At 47.3% G+C, this 23,590-nt stretch carries 19 protein-coding genes; 11 read left to right on the top strand and 8 right to left on the bottom strand.

The window, feature by feature from the left end; genetic code table 11:
- Window positions 1–23 precede the first annotated feature (23 nt).
- The 7 genes from QNO02_RS01955 (at window position 24) to chrA (ending at window position 6,545) form a co-directional block, all read left to right on the top strand.
- Window positions 24–1,634, top strand: a complete 1,611-nt coding sequence (locus tag QNO02_RS01955) for an AraC family transcriptional regulator (protein WP_289390927.1) — start codon at window positions 24–26, stop codon at window positions 1,632–1,634.
- A 117-nt stretch (window positions 1,635–1,751) separates the two neighbouring features.
- Window positions 1,752–2,750 (top strand): ABC transporter substrate-binding protein, encoded by a 999-nt coding sequence (locus QNO02_RS01950; RefSeq protein ID WP_289390925.1) that lies wholly within the window; start codon window positions 1,752–1,754, stop codon window positions 2,748–2,750.
- A gap of 123 nt (window positions 2,751–2,873) precedes the next feature.
- Entirely contained in the window at window positions 2,874–3,524 is a 651-nt protein-coding gene (locus tag QNO02_RS01945; protein ID WP_017691068.1) for a response regulator, read from the top strand.
- The gene (locus QNO02_RS01940; protein WP_091038059.1) at window positions 3,517–4,632 is read left to right on the top strand and encodes a PAS domain-containing sensor histidine kinase; all 1,116 of its coding nucleotides are present in this window, start codon (window positions 3,517–3,519) and stop codon (window positions 4,630–4,632) included. The genes QNO02_RS01945 and QNO02_RS01940 overlap by 8 nt, the downstream gene beginning before the upstream one ends.
- 270 nt (window positions 4,633–4,902) lie before the next feature.
- Window positions 4,903–5,397, top strand: coding sequence for a chromate efflux transcriptional regulator ChrS (gene chrS, locus QNO02_RS01935; RefSeq protein WP_062837151.1), 495 nt, complete (start codon window positions 4,903–4,905; stop codon window positions 5,395–5,397).
- A 12-nt stretch (window positions 5,398–5,409) separates the two neighbouring features.
- Window positions 5,410–5,997, top strand: a complete 588-nt coding sequence (gene chrB, locus QNO02_RS01930; RefSeq protein ID WP_100527801.1) for a chromate efflux transporter ChrB — start codon at window positions 5,410–5,412, stop codon at window positions 5,995–5,997.
- Window positions 5,998–5,999: 2 nt separating this feature from the next.
- Complete coding sequence (gene chrA / locus QNO02_RS01925) at window positions 6,000–6,545, top strand: chromate efflux transporter ChrA (protein WP_017691072.1); 546 nt, start codon at window positions 6,000–6,002, stop codon at window positions 6,543–6,545.
- A gap of 412 nt (window positions 6,546–6,957) precedes the next feature.
- Here chrA and QNO02_RS01920 read toward each other — a convergent pair whose 3' ends face one another.
- Window positions 6,958–9,333 carry an Ig-like domain-containing protein gene (locus QNO02_RS01920; protein ID WP_289390923.1) on the bottom strand — a complete coding sequence of 792 codons (2,376 nt, stop codon included), beginning with the start codon at window positions 9,331–9,333 and terminating at the stop codon, window positions 6,958–6,960.
- A 208-nt stretch (window positions 9,334–9,541) separates the two neighbouring features.
- On the opposite strand from QNO02_RS01920, the gene QNO02_RS01915 reads away from it, so the two are divergent.
- Window positions 9,542–10,147: a methyltransferase domain-containing protein gene (locus tag QNO02_RS01915; RefSeq protein WP_091019980.1), complete on the top strand. Its 606-nt coding sequence runs from the start codon at window positions 9,542–9,544 to the stop codon at window positions 10,145–10,147.
- 386 nt (window positions 10,148–10,533) lie between these two features.
- On the opposite strand, the gene QNO02_RS01910 is transcribed toward QNO02_RS01915, so the two are convergent.
- The 6 genes from QNO02_RS01910 to QNO02_RS01885 form a co-directional block, all read right to left on the bottom strand.
- Window positions 10,534–11,670, bottom strand: coding sequence for a glycoside hydrolase family 88 protein (locus tag QNO02_RS01910; protein WP_249912948.1), 1,137 nt, complete (start codon window positions 11,668–11,670; stop codon window positions 10,534–10,536).
- A 164-nt stretch (window positions 11,671–11,834) separates the two neighbouring features.
- Window positions 11,835–13,814, bottom strand: coding sequence for a glycosyl hydrolase (locus tag QNO02_RS01905; protein WP_289390922.1), 1,980 nt, complete (start codon window positions 13,812–13,814; stop codon window positions 11,835–11,837).
- Window positions 13,811–15,805 (bottom strand): heparinase II/III domain-containing protein, encoded by a 1,995-nt coding sequence (locus QNO02_RS01900; RefSeq protein WP_289390921.1) that lies wholly within the window; start codon window positions 15,803–15,805, stop codon window positions 13,811–13,813. Before QNO02_RS01900 ends, QNO02_RS01905 begins: the two co-directional genes overlap by 4 nt.
- A gap of 299 nt (window positions 15,806–16,104) precedes the next feature.
- Window positions 16,105–16,761 (bottom strand): SGNH/GDSL hydrolase family protein, encoded by a 657-nt coding sequence (locus QNO02_RS01895; protein WP_289390919.1) that lies wholly within the window; start codon window positions 16,759–16,761, stop codon window positions 16,105–16,107.
- Between the two features lie 141 nt (window positions 16,762–16,902).
- Entirely contained in the window at window positions 16,903–17,232 is a 330-nt protein-coding gene (locus QNO02_RS01890) for an AzlD domain-containing protein (RefSeq protein WP_289390917.1), read from the bottom strand.
- Entirely contained in the window at window positions 17,223–17,897 is a 675-nt protein-coding gene (locus tag QNO02_RS01885; RefSeq protein ID WP_289392655.1) for an AzlC family ABC transporter permease, read from the bottom strand. The genes QNO02_RS01890 and QNO02_RS01885 overlap by 10 nt, the downstream gene beginning before the upstream one ends.
- Window positions 17,898–18,377: 480 nt before the next feature.
- On the opposite strand from QNO02_RS01885, the gene QNO02_RS01880 reads away from it, so the two are divergent.
- Window positions 18,378–20,378, top strand: coding sequence for a methyl-accepting chemotaxis protein (locus QNO02_RS01880; protein WP_289390916.1), 2,001 nt, complete (start codon window positions 18,378–18,380; stop codon window positions 20,376–20,378).
- 378 nt (window positions 20,379–20,756) lie between these two features.
- Here QNO02_RS01880 and QNO02_RS01875 read toward each other — a convergent pair whose 3' ends face one another.
- The gene (locus tag QNO02_RS01875) at window positions 20,757–21,236 is read right to left on the bottom strand and encodes a MarR family transcriptional regulator (protein WP_289390914.1); all 480 of its coding nucleotides are present in this window, start codon (window positions 21,234–21,236) and stop codon (window positions 20,757–20,759) included.
- A gap of 287 nt (window positions 21,237–21,523) precedes the next feature.
- On the opposite strand from QNO02_RS01875, the gene QNO02_RS01870 reads away from it, so the two are divergent.
- Both QNO02_RS01870 and QNO02_RS01865 read left to right on the top strand, forming a co-directional pair.
- Complete coding sequence (locus QNO02_RS01870; RefSeq protein ID WP_289390913.1) at window positions 21,524–21,925, top strand: RidA family protein; 402 nt, start codon at window positions 21,524–21,526, stop codon at window positions 21,923–21,925.
- 24 nt (window positions 21,926–21,949) lie between these two features.
- Window positions 21,950–23,446: a monooxygenase gene (locus tag QNO02_RS01865; RefSeq protein WP_289390912.1), complete on the top strand. Its 1,497-nt coding sequence runs from the start codon at window positions 21,950–21,952 to the stop codon at window positions 23,444–23,446.
- Window positions 23,447–23,590: the final 144 nt, after the last annotated feature.

The raw sequence follows: 23,590 nt of genomic DNA, 5'->3' as shown, positions 1-23,590 counted from the left end.
ATACAGCTAAGGAGGCCACAGATATGTTTGTACTGACAAATGCCAGTGTTATTCCATGGGAATCCACACAGCACAACAGTACCATTTCCATAAAAACGCCTTCATTGGTTACCTGCACGGCGACGGTGGACTATAGATTTGGTAATGAGCACGGTGTTTTACATAAAGGGCAGTTACTTTTTCTACATTCCCAGTGCTCCCTGGAGCTTATACATATCCCGCCTTCTGCCTTCACCTTGTATCATATCGGTTTTCAGGATTACGCATTAACGGAAGAGAGTCCTGACAAGCGTGTTTATCAGCTTACATCAGTGAACTTGCCCTCACATGGTTCGAAGACCGGAGCAAGTCCACAGGTTCTGCGAATGCTCGCAATCATCCAGGAGCTTTCCGAAACGAGGACAGGAAGTGCCCAGACCGAAGAAGCCAGATCCCATTATCTGCTGAGTGAATTGCTTGAATTATTCAAGCTGGCGATTAAACCTTCTACAGAGATGGTAGACAGTATAATTCGTGAAGCACTTCGCTATATTAACCATCACTATGACAGCCATCTCACCCGTGAAGAACTCGCCAGATTAACCGGGTTTAATGCGAGCTACTTCTCCAGGTTCTTTCAAAAACAGGTTGGACGCAGCTTCCAGGCTCACTTGACCCGAGTTCGTATGGACAAGACGAAGCAATATCTGTTGTCTACGCAGGCCACCTTGAATGAAATTGCTCTGCTTGTGGGGTACTCCGATGGTTTATACCTAAGTCGAAAATTTAAGCAGTTTACTGGGATTAGCCCAAGTGAATACCGACTACAGCCCCGCGCAAGACGAATTGCTACCGTACAGTACACAGGAGATCTGTTAGCCTTAGGCGTTCAACCCATTGCCGCCTCATTCCTTCCCTGGGCGATGTCACCGCTGATCCAAGACGAGTTGCATGATGTGCTGGATTTGGATGAACATGGTGTGGAAGAAGTCCTCCGAACTGAACCACCTGATCTGATCATTGCGCCAGATTATCTATACTATTTGCCCCATAAGCTCGAACAACTGGAACAGATTGCTCCGGTTATGGTCCTGCCATGGGACCAGTTAAATCGACTGGAGACTGTTCAACTCATCGGACGAATTATAGGTCGAGAGCAGGCTGCCGAAGACTGGATAGAGCATTACACCACACTGGTCAGCAGTGAAGCTGAACGACTTGGGGCTGCAATCGAGCCTGATGAAACCGTTGGGTTATATGAACTCTGGGAAGACGGCACGATCTGTATCTGGAATGTAACGGCCAGAGCAGCATACAACGTATATTACGGACTCAATCTTACACCTGCCCCCAATATCCTGCGTGACGTTCTGGAATCCCACAATCATCAGTTTATCCAGGAAAATCAATTGACGGATTATGCGGCAAACCATATGTTTCTCGTGCTTCCCTCACATGAAGGCGGTCTGTATCATGATGCACAAGTCAAACTCAGGGAACGACCATACTGGAACAAGATTATGAATAACGGAAATAGCCGGATATATCCGCTCAAGCTGGAACAATTCTGGTGTAATGATGCGCTGGCTCTGGAAAAGCAGCTTCAGCTTATGGTAGATATCCTGATTCGGGAGAATGGTGAAAAGAACAGGTAACCATTGTCCATGCTCAAGAGGTCACATTTTGAGATGGACGATACTTGTATCCAAAAGCTACGATACTAAGGAGGTTTTATTGAGAAAGATAATCATTATTGATTGGGGAGAAGCAGAATGACAGGGGTTAAATCAAAATGGTGGACTGGGCTTATGTTCCTGGTACTGGTGATTGGAATTATTGGCTGCTCAAGCCAAGCGGATGAAACAAGAGAAAATAAACCTTCCTCACCTGTTACTACAGAAGAACAAACGGCAGACAGCACTGCAGAAACGCAGATCATATCCACCGTTAATGGAGATGTTGAAATACCCACGAACCCGCAGCGGATTGTGACGCAGGGTTACCTCGCTGATTTTCTCGCACTTGGGGTCAAGCCAGTAGGCGCACCGGATTATGAGCTGGAAAGCCCTTATGTGCTTGATCTGATTGAAGGCGTAGCAGACATTGGTCGTATCGACGGCGGTTCAGTCGAAAAAATTCTTTCGCTTGAGCCCGACCTGATCGTCACTGTAGGTGGGGATGAGAAGCTGAATGAGCAATATCGCAAAATCGCACCAACCCTCATCATCCCTTATGGTACATACGACAATGTGCATGAGGAAATCACTGCCTTTGGGGAAATCCTAAACAAACAAAAGGAAGCTGCAGAATGGTTGTCCCAATTCGAAGTAAAAGTGAAGTCAGCCAAGGACTCCATTCAAGGGCTGGTCAAGGAAGGTACGACCTTCTCCAACTTCAGTCTCTTTGGTAAGGATTGGTACATCAACGGAGATGGTGTCAACCGCGGTGGACAAGCCATCTACCAACAGCTCGGACTTAAAGCACCAGACATTGTGCAAAAGGAACTGATTGATCAGGATAAAGATACTGTAACTGTATCCGAGGAGAAACTGGCGGATTATGCAGGTGATTATATTTTCCTCGATTTATCCAATGGAGGTTCGCTGGATGAAAGTTCACCAGTCTGGTCATCCTTGGACGCTGTGAAGAACAATCGAGTGTTTAAGCTGGATGGGGAACGGTTCTGGCCTTATGATCCTCTTGCCGTAGAGGCACAGGTCCAGGAGATTGCCAATATGATTCAGGAACGTTTCCGCCAAACAGAACATTAAGGTTCAATGTTTCTATCCTACAAGCTGAGAGAGAAAGAAGCTATTCGGAGATTAAAGCTCTGAATGGCTTCTTTTTTTGTTATGATATAGATAGAACTAAGGAAGCGGACAGGGGGAAATCATGTGATTCAACTATTAGTTGTAGACGACCATGTTGTCGTGCGTTCCGGGCTGATCGCCTTACTTGAAGGAAAGAATGATATACATATCGTTGGAGATGCCGCAGATGGCGATGAAGCCATTGCCAAGGCTCAAGAGTTGAAGCCAGATGTGGTCTTGATGGATTTCAGCATGCCGCCAGGCAAAGACGGTCTGACCGCTACTGCTGAATTGAAGAAATTGATGCCAGATGTCTCCATTTTGATACTGACCATGCATGACGATGAAGAATATCTGTTCCGCGCCATCCACGCGGGAGCATCCGGATACATACTCAAAAGTGCGCCGCATGAAGAATTGCTTGCCGCAATTCGTTCCGTAGCAGAGGGTAGCGCCTATCTGTACCCCAGTGCGACCAAGCGGCTGATGAGTGAATATCTGGACAAAGCCAAACAGGAAAACGCCGGACCGTATGACACGTTATCCGAGCGGGAGAAAGAGATTTTGTCCTGGATTGCCAAAGGTTATGCCAACAAGGAAATTGCCGAACATCTGATCATCAGTGTCAAAACGGTCGAATCCCACAAAAGCAATCTGATGGAGAAACTTGGCCTGCGTACACGCCCGGAACTGGTGAAGTTCGCCATGAAAAAGGGGTTGCTGAACTTTGAGTAGTGCACGCAAGAACAGACTAAGTGGACTCGCAGACCAGCCCGTACGCCTCTTGCTGAACGAAATCGATAATCACATTACGGATAATGAATTTCGCAGCAGGTTGAAAGGTTCCCTGCATCAATTGAGTGATTTGAAATTTGCTCTGGATGAGTCCTCCATTGTTGCTCTCACAGACCGCAAAGGGAAAATCCAATATGTGAATGATAAATTCTGTGAAATCTCGCAGTATGAGCGCGAGGAACTGATCGGTAAGGATCATCGAATCATTAATTCCGGATACCATGGCAAAAGCTTTATGAAAAACCTGTGGGAGACGATATCCTCAGGTAAGGTATGGAACGGGGAAATTCGCAATCGTGCCAGAGATGGCAGTCATTATTGGGTCAACACCACCATCGTGCCTTTCCTTGATAACGACGGCGAGCCATATCAATACCTGGCTGTACGTAGTGAGGTCACCAAGCTGAAATCCGTTGAAGCCGAATTGCAGAAGATGATGTCCCAGGTCATGAATATTCAGGAAGAGGAACGACGCCGGATCTCGCGTGAACTGCATGACGGGATTGGACAGAGTCTCTTCTCTCTGGTGATTCAGATGGACCGACTGCTGGCAGACCAGCCTCAACCCGGGGTTGAAGCACTTCGTAAGCAGGTCACGGGTATTATGGAAGATGTACGCGGTATGGCATGGGAGCTGAGACCGTCCGTTCTGGATGACCTGGGTGTTGTTCCGGCGATTCGTACGTATATCGAGAATTACACCCGTCACTACGGAATCGAAGTTGATCTGGAATGTAATTTGCGCAAACGTCTGGAGATGAACCGGGAGATAGCCATCTACCGGATTATTCAGGAAGCCTTAACCAATGTCGCGAAGTATGCCGATGTTGCCGAGGCACGTGTTACTATAGAAGACGCTGAGGACATGACGATGGTTATTATTGAAGACCAGGGTGCCGGATTCAGCGAAGCAACTGCCGGCAATGGCGTTGGATTGTTCAGTATGGAAGAGCGTGCCCGTGGTGCAGGAGGAACGTTGAGAGTCTCTTCCGAGCCTGGCGAAGGGACTACCGTTACCCTTTTACTGCCCAAGACAGCCCGAGCATAACCGGACATGCTTCGTATCACACTTAGCGCTTCACTCCAGCTTATCTATTATTTAACGGCTGCTCGCTATTGGACTGTGCGAGTGGTCTTTTTATTTCCGATTGGTCGAAATGACAAAATGAAGGCTTAAAATCGGTTAAATTCAATAATCATGATAAATAGATTGACTCCTGTTACGATTCGTCATTAAACTATGAATGCCACATACACATTGTATGTTTAGTAAAATTCCATTGTTCATTTCATATAGCGAAAGAAAAGGATGGTCAACATGTCAGAGAAACGCTCCTCCAAAGGAGGAGAAATTCCACAAATGTACAATCTCGACGAGATGGATCGCAAAATCATCGCCGCGCTTCACAAGAACAGCCGGATATCCTACACGGACCTGGGTACACAGATTGGATTGTCGCGTGTAGCTGTTCAGGCGCGCATTAATGCGTTATCCGAAAAAGGAATCATCGAACGTTTCACCGTGGTGATCAACCCTGGCAAGGTTGGGCTTCAGGTCTCGGCCTTTTTTAATGTCGATGTCGAACCGCCCTTCCTGGATGAAGTCGCTGAGAAACTGGACGAAGAGCCCGCCGTCACCAGCCTTTATCATATGACAGGTCCGAGTACCCTGCACATGCACGGTATTTTTGCGGATATGGAAGAGATGGAGCAGTTCTTGCTGGAGAAGCTCTATAAGATGCCGGGTATCGTCAAAGTGGAATCACAGCTATTGTTGAAACGTTATAAAAGCCGGATGGGCATGAGACTCTAGGAGGAAATCAGCATGGGTTGGAAAGATTACAACGGTCTCGTCATCGGAATGGTGCGGACCGGAATTCTCGGATATGGCGGTGGCCCTTCGGTTATTCCGTTAATCCGTTATGAAGCCGTTACGCGTTATAAATGGGTCAGTGATGAGGAGTTCGGCGAGATTTTGGCTATCGCCAACGCCTTGCCGGGTCCCATCGCAACCAAGATGGCCGCATATCTCGGTTATAAAACCAAAGGTGTGCTGGGCGCGATTGTGTCCGTACTCGCTCATATTTTGCCAACAAGTATTGCCATTATTGCTCTGCTCGGTTCCATGTACGCGCTACGCGAGTCGAAAGTGGTAGCAGGCATGGTAGCCGCCGTGCGGCCGGTCATTTTTGTCATGCTGGGCATGATGGCTTATGAATTTGCCATGAAAGCCTGGAAGGGACTCGGTAAAGTTTTTGCCGCCTTATTCGGCGTAATTGCCTTTGTACTATTGCAGCTGCTGGATATCCATCCGGGGATTGTCATCGCAGTTTTCCTTGGATATGGTGTCTTCCATCTGGATCTGGTTCAGCGCTTCAAGTCCAAAGGCAAGTCCGATAAGGGGGTGTCCTAAGGATGCTCCAGACATGGTGGGAATTATTTTGGGGATTTTTCGTAGCAAACATCTTGGGATATGGGGGCGGTCCGGCTTCCATTCCGCTTATGCAGGAAGAGATTGTGAACCATTACCAATGGATGACTACAGAGCAATTCGGGGATGTACTGGCGATTGGTAACGCCCTTCCCGGCCCGATTGCAACCAAAATTGCTGCATTTGTCGGGTACCACGTAGCAGGCTGGTTTGGGGCATTTATTGCAAGTTTTGCTACAATCGTGCCTTCCGCAACCGCACTAATTATATTACTTCGTCTGTTGAACAAACATCGCACGTCACCAAAAGTCAAAGGCATGACCCTACTCGTGCAGCCTGTCATCGCTGTACTCATGATTCTGCTTACATGGGAATTCGGGCAGCTATCCACTGATTCCATCGGCATCTGGCAGACGTTGATCATTGCAGGTATCTCGCTCTGGGTCATGACCAAGACCAAGCTACATCCAGCCATTCTAATCGTTATCGCTTTTGCCTATGGTGCACTGGTACTGTCTCACACGATGTAGTTTTAGAAACTACAAGTTACGCCACAGAATCTCTTGGATATACATCTGTAATAGGGTGGTGTATGCAGGGGTTCTGGACGTTGGCGAATGGCTAGACTATTCTCATTTTCTAAGGAACTGAGGACGTCTTATTCGGTCTTAAGGTCCTCAGTTTATATTGTAAGGAACATCAGACACGTTATTTACCAAAATCACCTGACACAAGTACTATAAAAGACTGTAATTTCCGATATAACGTGTCTCCAATTCATTAGATTTCTGCAAACGCTCCAGACCCCTGAATAAGACGTTTCAGATTCGTTAGCGCTTGAAGACATGCTCTAGTTTATAGACCAAAAACGGTGATACCAGCTATTAGCTGGCATCACCGTTTTTCTTTGCGCGTTTTACACTCACAGTTGAAAAATATCGTTTACTTTGCTTCAACCACTACCGTTACTTTGGTTTTCACACCTGCAAATGTCACCGTAATTGTTGCTTTACCTTTGCCGTTCGCCTGAATGATTCCATCTTTCACCGATGCTGTTGCAATACGGGAAGATTTCCAGAGAGCCGGTTTGGATACATTAGCTTCACTGCCATCAGCATACGTTGCAGTAGCCGCTACAGTTACCTTTTCACCAGGTTTCATGGTCAACGTTACTTTATCCGTCTGCAAATATTTCAGTGTATCCACATCTACAGCAATCGTGACAGACTTGCTGCCGTATTTGGCTGTGATTTTGGCTTTACCTGAACCTGTCGCTTTGACTTTACCTTTGGTCACTTGAGCTACTTTGTAGCTGTTCGTTTTCCATTCAGCTTTGTCCGTAACATCACGCTCGCTACCGTCGCTCAAGAAGGCAGTTACCGTCAGATCAGCTGTATCGCCTGATTTCAGGGAAAGAACCGGCTCGGAAGCTTCAATACGTGTGATGACATCCACTTCAACTTGGATCGTCACTTTTTTGGAGCCGTATTCTGCTGTGATGTTGGCTTTACCACTGCTGTTACCTGTGATCACGCCTTTTTTCACATCCGCTACACGTGCATTGCTGGATTTCCAGGTTGCTTCGGATGTAACATCCAACGTGTTGCCGTCCTCATCCGTACCTGTTAGAAGGATCGTCTGAGTTTCTTTGGCAGACAGAACAACGAAGTTCACATCTGCTTCCAGTCCACTAGCCATACCTACTTCAACAGGCAGAGTCAGTGTTTTGCCTTCAATCTTCGCGGTAATGGTTACTTTACCTGTAGCAACACCTGTGATAACCCCTTTGCTATCTACCTCAGCGATTTTGTCGCTGCTGCTGCTCCAAGTTGCATCTTCAGATACATCTTTGGATGTTTCACCATACAACGCCAGTACTTTGGCAGAAGTCGTTCCACCAACGGCTACCGATGCTTTTTTCTTGTCCATCTCATACTTGTCTGCTACGTCTACATTCACTGTAAACTTAACTGTTTTACCGCCATAAGCTACAGTGATCGTAGCCGTACCGGATTTGTATGCAATCAGATCGCCGTTTGATACATATACAACGTCTGGATTGCTTGAAGTCCATGTTGCTTTGGAAGTTACATTTTCTGTACTGGCATCAATATATTCGGCATTGGCTACCAATGTCTTAGACTTGTTATCACCGGTAACACTCATGGCGAGCTTGTCATTCACATCTTTGATATCCAGATATCTTGCCGTATCTACATCCACAGCAATTTCTACTGTTTTGCCACTATAGGTTGCTTTGATCGTTGTTGAACCTGCGCTAATGGCTGTAATCTGCCCCTTGAATACCGTTGCAACTTTCTCGTTGCTGGATGTCCATGTTGCCTGATCGGTTACATTCACATCGCTGCTGTTTGGATAAGAAGCCGTTACAACGACATTAGCCGTTTTGGTTGTCTCGCTCAAACGGAAGAAAATACTTTGTTTCTCCACACTCAGTTTGCTGGTCAGATCTACATCCACGTCAACGGATACGGATTTCGTACCGTATTTAGCTGTGATCTTGGCAGAACCTGCCGAGTATCCTGTAATTTCGCCTTTAAGAACGTCTGCAACTTTCTCGTTGCTGGATGTCCACTCCGCCAGATCGGTTACATCTTTGGTTGTGCCATCTGGATACGTAGCCGTCACTTTCACACTTTCACTTTTGTTTAACAACAGGTTAACCTGCTGTTTATCTACATCTACACGTTTAACCACTTCAACGTTAACATCCACCGTCACGCTCTGGCTGCCAACTTTCGCAGTAATAACTGCCGTACCTGCGCTTTGTCCAGTTACTTTACCATTCACAACGGTAGCAACCTTCTCATCACTTGTAGACCATTCAGCGGTACTTGCTGCTGCATTATTTGTTTCATTGTCACTATACGTTGCTGTCAAAATAATTTCTTTTGTATCTCCCGTGCGCAAATCCAGACTTTGCACGTTTTTCGAAAGGGCTTTGACCTTCTTCGTTACTTTTACTTGAACGGTTTGACTTTGACCCTGGTAAGCTGCGGTAATCGTCGCTGTACCTTCCTTTTTGGCTGTAATTGCGCCATTATATACAGTTGCTATCGAAGTATCACTGGTACTCCAGGATGAACTGATCGTTACGTTTGCCGATGTATTATCAGAATATACACCTGTCACTGTAACGGAACTGGAATCACCAACTTCGAGCGACATTTCATTCTTGGAAACCACAATTTTGGACAGTTCTTTGTCTGCCGCAGCGGCCAAGCCTACGTTGGAAATACTCAGCATCAACACCAGCATCATCACCATGTACTTGGTCAATCTTGGCTTTAACATCATTTCCCCCCGATTATCATCATTTTTTTCCTTATGTTTTATGTCGGCAAGTCCTTTCCAGATGTTTAGACTTTCAGGAAATTTTCAGGGAATTCTATGGAAATTAATTTATCTTCTATTCCTGTTTCAACCGATCATACCTGCGAATATTACGCATACCTATGTATATTGACTGTCTTGAACTTCTTTTAACAGGATTGGAGGAAACATAATGCGTCAGCCTTTTGATTACATCGGGTATTGGGAGGAAACATATCGTTCGGGTGAAACTTCCGGGAGGGGTTCATACGGGGTTTTGGCTGAATTCAAGGCCGAGGTCGTGAACGGACTGATTCAACGTGAAGGGATTCATCGTGTCATTGAGTTTGGATGTGGGGATGGCAACCAGTTGCAATACATGAATTATGAGGACTACCTGGGCGTGGATGTAGCGGCTTCTTCAGTAAAGCGTTGTGCTTCCCAATTTGCCAAGGATTCGTCCAAGAGCTTCATGCTGTATACACCAGGCCTATGGATTAACCGAGGTTTCCTGCAAGCCGATCTGACGGTCTGTCTGGATGTGTTATATCACATCACGGATGAAACAGATTTTCGCAATACCCTCTATGATATTCTGCACTCCTCAACAGCATGGGTGGTGCTTTACACCCGTTTGAAAGAAAACGGCAACCCGGGGATTGATACAATCCAGGACCGTAATCTGTTCGAATATCTCTTCGACTACCCTGATTTCAAAGTTCATGAGATTATTCCGCAGCGCTATCCAGATCAATCTTCTGCCGACTTTGTCATCCTGAGACGTACGCCTTCGAAGTGAAAAGCGATTTTTTCAGTAGAGCATAACTAAGTCTGCACCCCAACTGGACCCGTAAGAATGAGTATTCATAGGCCAAATATTCTTTTGTCTTCCTTCGAATATGTACACCATCCGCCTGTCCGCTCACCTTGATTTGTCTATTCAAAGCTCAAGCTTAGGTATACTCCGTCTCCAATAGAAGGGATATCGTTCCTGATACTGGAGACAGCCTTATGCGGACAGGTGATGATGGTTTGCTAATGATGCTACTGACAATTAAATACTGAATATATAACTGATTATTGGTTGAATCCAATGAAATAACTCGAAGGCTCATAACACGAATACGACCCTACTGATCAGTTCTCACCTTCAGTTCCTCTTGTGCATAGTTCTCAATTCTTTTTTTAAAATAACCCCGCATGTCCACGCAGCTTCGCCAGTGCTTCCATATAGAAATAATCGCCGTATATAATCGGCACATTCAACCCTCGCCCTTCCGGGTAATGCACCGTTCCCTGCATGATCAGACCTTCTTCCGCTGCCGAGTCGCCGGAGCTATAGTGCTCATGCAACCCACGGACGATACGTTCTCCCGCGGCAGCATAGGTTTCCCCGCGTGGCGATAGCTTCGCCAGCTCAAGCAACCCGCTCGCGGCAATCGCCGAAGCGGACGAGTCCCACGCCACCTGATGCTCCGCAGGTGCGCGGAAATCCCACACCGGCACGATCTCTTCGCCAAGCATGGCGAGGAAGAAATCGGCCGCACGCTCCGCTGTCTCCAGATATCGGGCTTCGCCCGTATACCGGAAAGACAGCGCAAACCCATGCAACGCCCAGGCGGTGCCCCGCGCCCAGGCGGAACCTGGAGCATGGCCCTGTCCGCCATGCTCTCGCAACTTCTGCCCCGTGTGTGGGTCGAACTCCACCACGTGGCAGATGGACCCGTCAGCGCGGATGAATTCGCGCGCCACGGTGTCCGCATGTGCTTCCGCCAGCCAGCGGAAGCGAGGGTCGCCGCTCTGCTCGGATGCCCAGTAGAGCAGCGGCAGGTTCATCATGCTGTCAATGATGGCTACGCCGCGCGTATCCATTGCTGACGAGCTGAAGTTCCAGGCGCGGATGAACTCACCGCGCACGTGGAAGCGGGCAGCGAGCAGGTTGGCGGCAAGCATGCCGCGCCGCCGTCCATCCATGCTGCCCGTCTGGCGGTAGTTGGCTACGCCACTAAGCAGCCAGATGAACCCCAGATCGTGATCGACCGATTCGGGATCACGCAGACAACCCTCCAGTTGCCGCTCACAGCTTTCGGCAATGCGATGTAACGGAGCGACCGCTTCACTTTCCGGCGTATCCCCATAGACTAGCCATAACAATCCAGGCCAGAAACCTGCTGTCCACCATTCCGGATCATTCCGGTCATACGTCCCCTGCGGAGCAATGTGTGGAAAAGTATCCTTGATCCGCTTTGCATTCCGAATTGTCTTGGCAGCTCCCTGTTGCCACGCTTCCTCGAGCCATTTTACCGACGTTGATGTGTTCATGAACATATCCCTCCTCGATTCAATACCGGACACCGTTCTTGATGCTCCAGCTCATCCTCAACTTATCTATAGCGTCGTACGCCGTAACTACTATATCTATCCGTTAAATATCACTAATCATCCACGAATAACACTTTTAACTATGATTCGAGATGTTTCGAGATCTAATGATCCTCGACCTGAACACCTTCATGTGCAACCTCGCCCAATCGGATCGTAAATGACAGACTACGTGCTCCGTTCACTTCAATCCGCGCTTCCTTCAGCAACCCATTACGTGAAGCCACAGCCTGTTCCTCCAGATGAATAATGGCTTCCTGATCCAGCGCTGTAGATTCTACATATGCTCCTCGATACTCCGTTCGTACGCTATGATCCGCATGGGTAATTACCGCCTGTTCACGACCATCATGGAACATCAATGGAATGAGTGCACCCGCCGCCGCAATCTCACCTTCGAATTCATACGTTATAGTCAGCACATCCGCCTGTTGCACATAATGGGTACGCAATGTTTCAATTCCGGGTAATGGACCGACCCATGTCACGGCAAAAGCATTCTCCAAGGCATTTACGCCATCTTCTGACGCTCTTTCCGCCAGGTGCTGTTCCACTTGATTCCGGGTATCATGGTCCACCTTCTCATACACTATTGACCCTCCTCCCTGAGCAGGGTCTAATCCAATGTCACGATCATATGCACCACCGGATGAAATCCCCTCTGCAAGACTGTGCCATACCCCATCTGGTGACTTCCAGGCAGGACAGTAGCTGAGCGGACGGACCGCCCCTTCTGCAAATTCCGTAAATCCGGCCTGCACATGGCTGGCAGCGGACGGACCAATCAGACCAGGTAACCCCATCTGCTGAATCCGTACCAAACCAGGAATCGTATACGGATCATTCATCGCCGTGTGTAATACCAGTTGCTGACCAGGTATGGAAGCAATCACAGTTTCGAACCACCCATCCGTCTGCAAAACCCTACTGCCCACCTCGGAAGGAAGGTACACTTCGCCCACATCATCTCCCGGATCACTGAGACAAGCGTGGGCCAGCGCTGCTGCCGTCCACAGGTTGTAACAGGTGTGGTTGGTATAGATTTCATACCCGTGCCGATCTTCTGGCGAGTATTCATTGCGCACGATTTTCAAACGTCCATCATCCATCTTCCAGCGCTCAACAGCAGCAAAACACCGATTGGCCGCACGTGCAAAAGCACCCGCCATCACCGGATCTCCCGCCTCCAGAGCCTGCGTTGCATGTGTGGAGCATACATAAGCTGCGGCAGCTTCATTCCACTGATGCTGGGAGCTGCGACCACGCGGTGGAATCTCACCTAGCGGTGAGAGCGTCAGTAGCGAGCTGAAGGCACCATGGCGCAGCTGTTCACGTAACGTATCGGCAGTGGTTCCATCGTAACCAGCTTCAAGCATCACCCCAAGGTGATAACGGGTGGCAATATCATAGGAAAATGGACAATTCGGTCGATCCAGCGGTCCATCCTGATATAATCCAAGTGCCGTAAATCGAGGTACATGATAGGCTTCCAGATAACGATCCATCCACCTTGTATCCTCACTCGCCAGCTGTTCACGCCACCGCAGGTATTCGCCAGAGATCATAATCGCGTTCCAGTTGATCATGCGATTGGGATTGTTCATCTTGCTCATCGTAAATACATAATCTTGTTCAGGATCGATTGTCTTGAGCGCCTCAGCCCAGATCTGTGCTTGTTCAGGCAGATGTGACTTCAACAACATATAAGCTCTCATCATAAGTATCGGAAAAAAATCAGGGTGATTGTCAGGTGTGCTACCTTTGACCACGGCATCCATGCTCTGTGATAGCGCTGCCGCTGCGGATTGAAGCAAATCTGTATGCCCCGCATCAATCAGAACCGCCGCCGCCATCGCATAGGCTGGTGTAGAATAATATCTCTCCACACCCGAGAACGGATCAATAATTGCACCATGGCTGTCCTGATATGGTGTGTAAGCGCGAACAACACTCTCAACAAGTGCCAACTTGCGATCCCGATTCCAGCCGTCTGCCGGAGGAGGGCCCGCTTGCTCTGCCAATGAACGGTAACGTTCGAGTTCGTCTTTCCATGGATATGTGGACGCAGATGTATATTTACTCACGTATGCTCACCTCGGTTTCTCCCATTTTTCGGTTCAATGCTGAAGTGTACCTCACATACCGTTTCAATCAGATCAGAACTTTCTATCCGAACATCAGTCTCATTAATAACACCTGTCCATGATAGTGACGTTCGATAGAATTTGACTGGTACATTATCATGATCAACTGTGTCTATTGCCTCCGTAAGGACTTGCCACTGGTTCGCATCATACGTCATATGGACCGTTCCATGTACACCTTGCCAGCGAAGATTACCGCTCTTCACCACTTCAGGCTGTACTCTACTCATCCATCGTTCAACAACACTTGAAAACTCTGCATGTGAATCTGAATTATCCACCGAAGATGATCGATCAGCCGAAGACACCATCCTGTTCTTCCATTGAAAACAGTCAATGAGACGCAATTCCGCTCCATTCCTGCTACCCCCAGAAGCCATCTTCCAATGAAATTGGCGCGTATAACGAGCCAGTGAAACAGCTCCAGAATATGCGGATGTCAGATCCAATGTTGTATTCAGCTCACCGCCATCCTCTGCCAGCTTTGCCTCTAACACATGGGCTTGCGCTTGCCGACCGGAGCTTTGCTCTTGGCCTTCAATGAGCGGAACGTTATGCCCGGATGATGAGATGTGGAACAGTTGCTCTCTGCCTGGCGCAAAATACGCTTGGGTATACAAGCCTGCTCCTGGATCACACAGAATATTCTCACCACCGCAATGGATAATGAACTGCCCCAGATCATTATGGTTGTGAGGTTCATCGTTATGCCCACCTTTAATGGAAATAGCCACATGAAGGGGTGTGCTGTTTGTACGTTTTGTATCTGGAGAATCAAGCGAGCCTTTTGCAATCATCCAGCCCAGATTCTGAAAAATAAATCCCCGTTCAGCCTGCGCAGAGGCACCTTCATCACCGTATACTGCCGGATCGCTCCACATCACGTTACGCAATAGATGAGCCCAGCGATGACAGGGATCATAAGTAAGCAGTGGAATATGAAGCGGCAAATCCACCTGCAACCCAACTCGGGATGCGAGCAGGGAAAGCAATCCGGAAGGGATCTCTTCCTGTTCGGAACTGTCCGAATAATTCACATATGTGCCACCCGACAGATGAACTCGCAGCGGGAAGGCTGCAATAGCTGTTATTTTGGAACCCGTCAGCAGATTTAGTTCGCCCTCACTATATTCACGAAGCATCTCGGCATAATAGGTGAAATAACCAAAGCCATATACCCAATATCCAATGCCTTCGGCACAGCCGCCATCCTCGCCATATCCGCTCAAGAATGCGTTCATACAGCTGACCGTATGGGAGATCGATTCCTGTAGTGTGAACTCATCCTCGAGCAGTAACAATGCAGCCATGCCACAGCAGCCACCACAGACCGCCGACCAGTTGTGATCCGCTGTCTGCCAGTGGAACTTCCGTTGCTCCCGGTAAAGCGGGATGAAGATTCGCCGCTCTGCCTCAGACCTAACCCGCTCTATGACAAGGCGATCCAGCCGCTCGGTGTGAATGTTCACAATCTCGGCCAGCATATGTACCGTCTCTGCGGCGAACAGATCGATGTTCCCATTCACCTGGTTGATCTCCCCCGTACCCAGATGCGCGGGCAAACACCACGTATACTCACCACACACGTCCCACAACATTTCTTCCAGCGCTTGCAGTGCATCCGGCCTAGCCGTGTCCAAGGCGAGCATCGCCACAGCAGCCAGCCTGCCCCTTCGATCGAAATAAGCCTCTTCATAGGCTTTTCGCTCACCCATATCGCTGAACTGTCGATATAAACGGAACGACAAGGAAGGCATCGGTTCTTTCAAGGCACGTTCACCGTAAGCCTTCAAGTCTGTGTATAACGTAGCCAATTCAGGCCGGGATAACTTCTCTAAGAGTCTGTCGGCACTTAAGGATCTCAATGCTCTGCTCTCAGTTCCTCGTTGGTTTATATTTTCATTTTCGACTTCGTGAATGGAATCTTCCACTGGATTCACCACTCTTCGTTAATGGATTGTCATATCAACATTATAATGTAATCGATTTCATTTTACCGGATATGATAGCACTTTTGAAGAATTATCCATTAGAACCCTTTCCACGATGTTACGTCCTTCTCCTTCCCAACACAAAAAAAACGAAGAACCTTCGTCAGGTTCTCCGTTACATTCTGCCTGTCACCACAGGCTTTTTATGGCTATCTCATATTCTTAACTATCTTATATCCTCAACTAATCCGGAATACCTTTAATGCTGCTGCCCATATCGTAACTGTCCGCTGTTGTTGTTACACAATTGCAAGCGGAGAATTCTGTACAACAGACAACCATTGGCGTGCAATCAGCTCATGACCTGCTGCCGTTGGATGTACGCCATCCCACAACCAGTAGGCTGCATCCGCCTGCTTCAGAGCATCATTAAACGTCTGCTGTAATGGCACCCACACAGCTCCAAATTCTTCAGCAAGACCTTGGGCCAGTTTCTGATATTGACCAATATACTCTTCCCAGGCTTCCCATTTGTCCGTGGTCGCTCCCGTATTCAGAATAAACGGCTCCATCAAAACCAGCCCCGTATCCGGCATTACTTCCCGTGTTTCTTCAAGCAAATGGCGATACGCTCGTCCGAAACGATCCGTTACCCCGCTAGGTTCACCATTCATCGTGCGCCAGGCATCATTAACCCCAATCAGGATACTGATCAGATCCGGTTTCAGACTAATGGTATCCTCATTCCAGCGTGCGTACAGATCGGATGCCCGATCCCCGCTGATACCTCTGTTATAAAACGTCTTATCCTTGCCCGCCAGTTCCATACCAAGTTTGCTGGAGATCAGATACGCATATCCGTGTCCGAGAAAATGATTCGGATCATCATTGCGTGATCTTCCCCCATCTGTAATCGAGTCTCCCTGAAACAATATAACGGATGGACTAGTACTCATGATTGAAATCGTTCCTTCCTCTTGTGCAAAATGGAAACACTGAACACCTCAGTCTCCATTTTATCCCTTTCGGCCACAATAGAAAATAGCGTTTTCATCACAATTCTATTCCTTCAGGTATTTCATATTTCAATCCACACTCTATCCCATCACGTATCGCAAAATCATCATAGCCACAATACCGACCAATACCGTTCCAAGCAGACTGCGTGTCCAGATCGCTACTGCAATCGTAGGCAGGGAAGCCCACAGCGCTGCATTGTGTGTAATCGGCACCAACTGGTTGTCCGACATGAACAGTTCCTGACCAATCAGTGCTGCCATAACCGCTACGGGTACATACTCCAGCCAGCGTAACAACAACATTGGAATCTGTATCTTACTGAACAGCATCAGTGGCAGTACACGCGGAATAAATGTTAACAGCGCCGAACCCATAATAATCCAGAATACATCCCATCTTACTTCCATCGTTCCATGAACACTCCCATCGTTGCCGCAATGACCGCAGCCACAATGACACTCATGCTGCCAAGTGAAGCCATGCTGGCGAAGATTACACAGACAACGGCAATAATAGCCACATTAATGTGTATTTTTTTGTTTTTACGATGTACCAACTGGAGTACGACCAGTCCAATAAACATCGCTGGCAGGGCATAATCCAGACCCAGTCGTTCCGGATTGGTGATCCAGCGTCCAAAGTACGCTCCCGCCATATTAGCCACGAACCAGTTCAGATATGCAGTAATATTCAGACCGTGCATCCACCGTTCACTGAGTCTTTCCCTGCCTATCGCACGTGTCATCGCTACACCGAATGACTCATCCGTAAGCAATGAACCGATCCACATATTTTTAAATGGGGTCAGATGCCGAAAATACGGTGATACAGCTGCACTGAGCAGCAAATGACGAAGGTTTACGAAAAATATGGTGAACATGATCGCTACTGCTGACCCATTCGATGCGAGCATGCCCGCTGCAATGAACTGGGCCGATCCTGCATATAAAATAAGGCTGAGCAGAGCCGTTTCCGCCAGACTCAGACCTGCGGTCATTTCAATGACACCCGCTGCAAAACCAATACTCAAATAGCCCAGCAGGGTTGGGATACAATCTTTGACCCCCTGCATGAAAGTAGCCTGATCCTGAACCTCTTCTATGTTTTCCTGTCCAGGTCCAGATATCTGTAGTGTACTTTGGTCCAACTGCTGTACAACCCCTCTCCAATTTTGGTCTCCATCAACCGATATATATGGATGTAGATCCCACTGGATCCATGCTTCATGAAAACAACTTCTTCGTGTATTTCACATGACCAGGTACATGCCTTACTTATTGCTCATTTGCAAAATTTATTTCACATTAACTCAGAAATATACCACAAGATGTGCACTAAGAGTGAGACAGATTACTTTTCTTAGAACAGATGTAATCCTAAATACCTACAAAGCCAAAAAATATTTTCGTGAAACTCATAAATAATGTTGAATAAACTCGAATTTTGTCATACGATAGCACCAGAAACTTCTGGAAAGGATGGAATGAACTATCTTTTACCAGATTGACTTATCCACCAGACATGGGATGGGTTACACGGAGGGGGAATGTGTATGAAGAAGATTAATAAACAAAGGGTCAGAAGAACGTTGCAGATGAGAGAGAAACTGATTTTGTCATTTGCCATCGTGCTACTCATTCCCACAATCAGTCTGGGCATTATTTCGTTCCAAACAGCCGAGGCCAAGGTCGAAGAGAAAATGTATGAGAACGCAATTAGCAATGTTACTGTGCTCAACCAGACCATTGATCAGATCATTGGTGCAACACGCAAAAATGTGGATTTCCTGGCAAGTCAGCTGGATGCGGGCAATGTCGGACCTAACCAAGGTGACGAGACGGATACCATTCGTACCTTGCTCGACGCGTATAAGGAAACGCATGATGACGTGGAACTTGCCTCCATCGGCACGGATCAGGGCGTGTACATTAACTCCCCTGTAACAGCGGTGAACAAAGCAGGATATGACCCACGAGAACGCCCATGGTATCAGGCTGCTACGCAGAACAAAGATGTCCCTACCGTAATCACCCCTTACATATCAAGCAATACCGGCAATGTTGTTGCTTCGGTAGCTCAGACCTCGGCAGATGGCCATGGTGTCGTCTCTGTCAGCCTGTCGCTTGAAGCCCTCTCAAAGACCGTTAATTCCACAAAGATTGGTGAGAAGGGTTATGTCTATATCATTGATAATGCCAACAAAATCATTGTACACCCTACGGAAAAACCGGGGACCGAAGGAACCATGGCACCCTATAAAGATATTTTTGCACAGAAAAACGGCAGTCTGACTTATACGCTAAACGGAAACCAGGAACACGCCTTTTTCTCCACCAATGAAACTACGGGCTGGACCGTTGTCGGTGTCATTGATAGTGGGGAAGTGACAGCATCTGTCCGGCCTATCTTGTACACCACACTTATCGTTATTGCGATTGCGATCGCTGTAAGCTCCATCATTATTTTCTGGATAGTGCAATCCATCACCAAACCGCTGAACCGCTTGGTGAAGGCATCTGACGAAATTAGTAATGGTAATCTGACCATCGAGGTTGCTGTATTGGGACAGGATGAATTCGGCAAGCTGAGCACAAGCTTCAATAAGATGAGTGAATCTTTACGAAATGTCATTCAGGACGTGCGACACACGGCTGATGAATTAACCGCATCTTCCACACAGTTGGCAGTCAATTCATCCGAGACAACCAAAGCAACAGAGCAAGTTGCCCTGATCACGGAAGAATCTGCAGCTGGACTTGAGAAACAAGCCAGCAGCCTGAAACATACGGCACAGCAGATGAATGAACTGGCTGGAGGTGTGGGACAAGTAACGAACAGCACACAGCAAGTATCCGAAGCTGCCATGCAAGCAAGTGAGATCGCGGATAAAGGGAATGCCACCATGCAGACGGCCGTATCCGAGATGAATTCCGTCAGTCGTTTTGTGCAAGGTATGGCAGATACTGCCGGGCGACTTGGACAGCATTCCACATCCATTGGCGAGATGGTATCTGTCATTACAGATATCGCTGCACAGACCAATTTGCTTGCTCTCAATGCTTCCATTGAAGCAGCTCGTGCAGGTGAGCATGGACGCGGCTTCTCCGTTGTTGCCAGCGAGGTCCGCAAGCTTGCGGAGCAATCCAGCCTTTCCGGCCAGAAGATTGTAGAGATGGTCGGAGCGATTCAACAGGAGATTGCAATGGCCAATCACAATGTACAGATCGGGCAACAGGATGTAAGCAACGGCATTCGCGCCGTGCAGTTTGCGGATGAAGCTTTTGCCCAGATTAGTCAGGCTGTCGGGGTTGTCAATCATCAGCTTGAGAACATTGCAGCTGCCTCACAACAGATGTCTGCAAGTACAGCCGAAGTGGTGCAGTCCATTGATCAGATCCACGCCATATCGGAAACCAATGCCGATGGAACGGAGAACATCTCTGCTGCTACGGAGGAGCAAGTGGCTTCCATGCAGGAGATATCATCCTCTGCTGATTCCCTTGCCCATCTGGCTCACAAGCTGCAGAAGCTGGTAGAACAATTCAAGCTGTAATCGTTGAACGAAAGATTGTTTACACTAACACTACGATGACAGAATGATCTTCCAATCGCTGCTTTCGTACGGAAGATTAGTCCAACTTATATAATAAATAGTCTGTAACATCAAAATCCCCTTTGCCATCACGTTGGCAGAGGGGATTTTGGTAATGATAGGACGTGAAATATGGCTGGATCGAAGGCGAAGGACGCTTCTTCTTCCTGATGAGCATCATCGATGTGTTCACCAACGTGTTTCAACTTGAGATCAATACTTCGCTAAAATATTGCATTTTGCGGACAAGGTTAAGCGTGTAATAAGCAGCCTCCCACTTGAACTGTATCCCCCATTGTTATTGATGTCTAACCTATGTACAACAATTTATTGGGTACGTTACCGATAGAAGTCCACCATATCTCCAAACAGCCGTTTAATAAATTCGAGCTCGCTTTCGTTATATCTTTCCAAAAATTCGTACATTCTTTTCTTTTCCTTCGTATGAAGCTCATCATGAGCAGCAAATAGCTTTTTGCCGATAGGCGTTAGCCGAAAATACACTTCCTTTTTGTTGTCGTTGAATTGGGATTTTCGCACCCAACCTGCCTTTAGTAATTTATTTGCGATCTTGGAGGTATTTCCTTTACTTAAATTGATTCTCTCCGCGATGGAAGTGAGATTGATCGGCTCCTGCTCTCCGATGCATGCAATGGTGTGCAGTTCCGTCATATTCAAGCTGAATTCTGATTCAATATGCTTCCGGATATCCTCCAGGTATGAGGCAGTTATTCGGGTTTCATATTGCTCTTTTTGCTCAAGAAACTGAACGAAAAATTCATGAATGGCCGTTTTGTTTTTACTGGCAGTATCCATCATTATGCTGGCTCCTCGACTTATTTGTTTTATTATATCATAGATTGTTCTCTGAGAAACATATGGGCATACCCATATTGGGATTGGTGTTGACATGGTAAATAGAAACCAAGTAAAGTTATATTGTTTCGTATGAAACTAAAATTATATATAATTTTCATCACACTTGTTTTAACAGGCAATAAAAAAGGTTCTAACGAAACAATAATTGATGAAGGAGGTTTGACGGAAATACTTGTCCACTTTTCAAGAGGAAATTTATAAAATATGGAAATGGAGCATACCTGCCTATGGAAGTCGTAAATCCGAAGACCTTGACGGATAAGGTTACATCTGTAATTTCTCATGTCGTGGTGACTACTGCCTCCAAATTGGCCTTCATCTCAGGTCAGGTTTCTGTAGATGAAACAGGATTATTGGTCGGTTCAGGGGACTATTACGCGCAAGCGATTCAAGTGTTCACCAACCTTAAGTATGCATTGGAAGCCGTGCGAGCGGATCCCTTGTACATTGTAAAAATGAATATTTTTGTTGTAAACCACAACCCGGAATTGATTTCGATTATTTTTGAGGCAGGATTTCATGTGTTTGGCCCTAACTGGCCGAAGACAGCAAGTACGTATATAGGCGTTCAAGCACTAGCCGATGCTGAATGGCTTATCGAAATAGACGCTATCGTGATTTTCCCATAATGTATAAGAAAAGAGGGTTTTGATATGAAATATGAAGTCATCCTGATTGGTGGCGGACCTGTCGGCATGATGCTGGCTGGGGAATTGGCATTAGCCGGTGTAAAGGTCTGCGTCATTGAGCGATTAAAAGAGACAACCCCTTATTCACGCGCGCTTACCGTACATCCTCGAACTCTTGAAATATTAGATATGCGTGGAGTGAAATCACAATTAATCAGTCAAGGCCGCTTACTTTCGAGAGGACATTTCGCCGGATTAGAAACTCCTTTGGATTTCACCGTTTTGGATTCTTCTTCCAATAACACTCTATTTTTACCGCAGAGTGAGACGGAGAAGGTGTTGGAGGAATGGGCGCTTAGCCTTGGCGCAGAGATCTGGAGAGAGGTTGAGGCTCTATCTGTACACCAGGATGAGGATGGGGTTGACGTTAAGATCGCAGGACCTCATGGAGAAACAACGTTAAGATCAGCTTATGTGGTAGGTACAGACGGAGCCAGAAGTTTGGTTCGCAAGCATGCAAATATATCATTTGAAGGTACAGATGCGACCTTCACGGCAATTCTGGGGGATGCCATTCTATCTGATTTGGCTCCTATGAGTGTCATATCCCGGATTACAGAAAAAGGATTGGTCAGCATCATGCCGATCAATGATCATATGTATCGGGTCTTGATGATCGATATGGAGAGAAGTAACATCTCTAAGGATGAGCCCGTTACATTGGAAGAGTTTCGTTCATCGCTCATCCGTACGACCGGAAGCGACCTGGGATTGAACGATGTGAAATGGATGTCCCGTTTCGGAAATGCGACGCGGCAAGCGGGACGATATCGGAATGGTCGATTATTCTTGGCGGGAGATTCGGCGCACATTCATTTTCCCGCTGGTGGACAGGGAATGAACGTTGGCTTACAAGAAGCGATGAACTTAGGCTGGAAGCTTGCAGGAGCAATCAAAGGCTGGGCTCCGGACTGGCTATTGAACAGTTATCATGCCGAACGCTTTCCATGGAATACGGCCTTGCTCCGGAATACCGAGGTCCAAACCTTGCTTCTGGACGTGACTCCCCCTATCACGGAACTTCGAAGCATGTTAGCTAAACTGATTCAAATACCGGAGGCAAATTATCAAATCGCCGCACAAGTTTCCGCAATGGATGTACATTATGCTCCAGACACCGAAGCGCCTCCCCATCCTTTAAATGGGAAACGTTTTAAGGATCTAAGCTTAAAGCTGAAAGACGGGCAATTGATCAACGCCTATCCGTTACTACGCAAAGGTACTTTTCTTCTGCTGCATTTCCATTCTAATGAACAGAATAGCGGTCAATGGGAATCGTATAACAACCTTCAAGTTGTACATGCCTCTTTGGCTGAGGCTGACGCGGATTGGAACGACGTCCACACGGCGCTTATTCGGCCGGATGGGCATATTGCCTGGGCGATTTCTCTATCCGATCCAAATCCAATGCAAACCATAAATGAAGGAATCATTCGCTGGTGCGGAGACATTACCGTGTAGTCATTCGTTCGAGGTGCACAACTGACTTCCCATAGGATGAAGTTGTATTTGGAGCGTCTGAATGAACTATCACGGTATGCTGCACTTAAAAAAACGCAATGCAATGTTCTCCATGAGTATGGAAATACCGCCTGAGCGTTATTC

It is taken from the genome of Paenibacillus sp. PK1-4R (genome assembly GCF_030369595.1).
In the GTDB taxonomy this organism is placed as follows: Bacteria; Bacillota; Bacilli; order Paenibacillales; family Paenibacillaceae; genus Paenibacillus.
The sequence above is the reverse complement of the archived record's forward strand: the minus strand, read 5'-3'. Positions and strand labels throughout refer to the sequence as shown.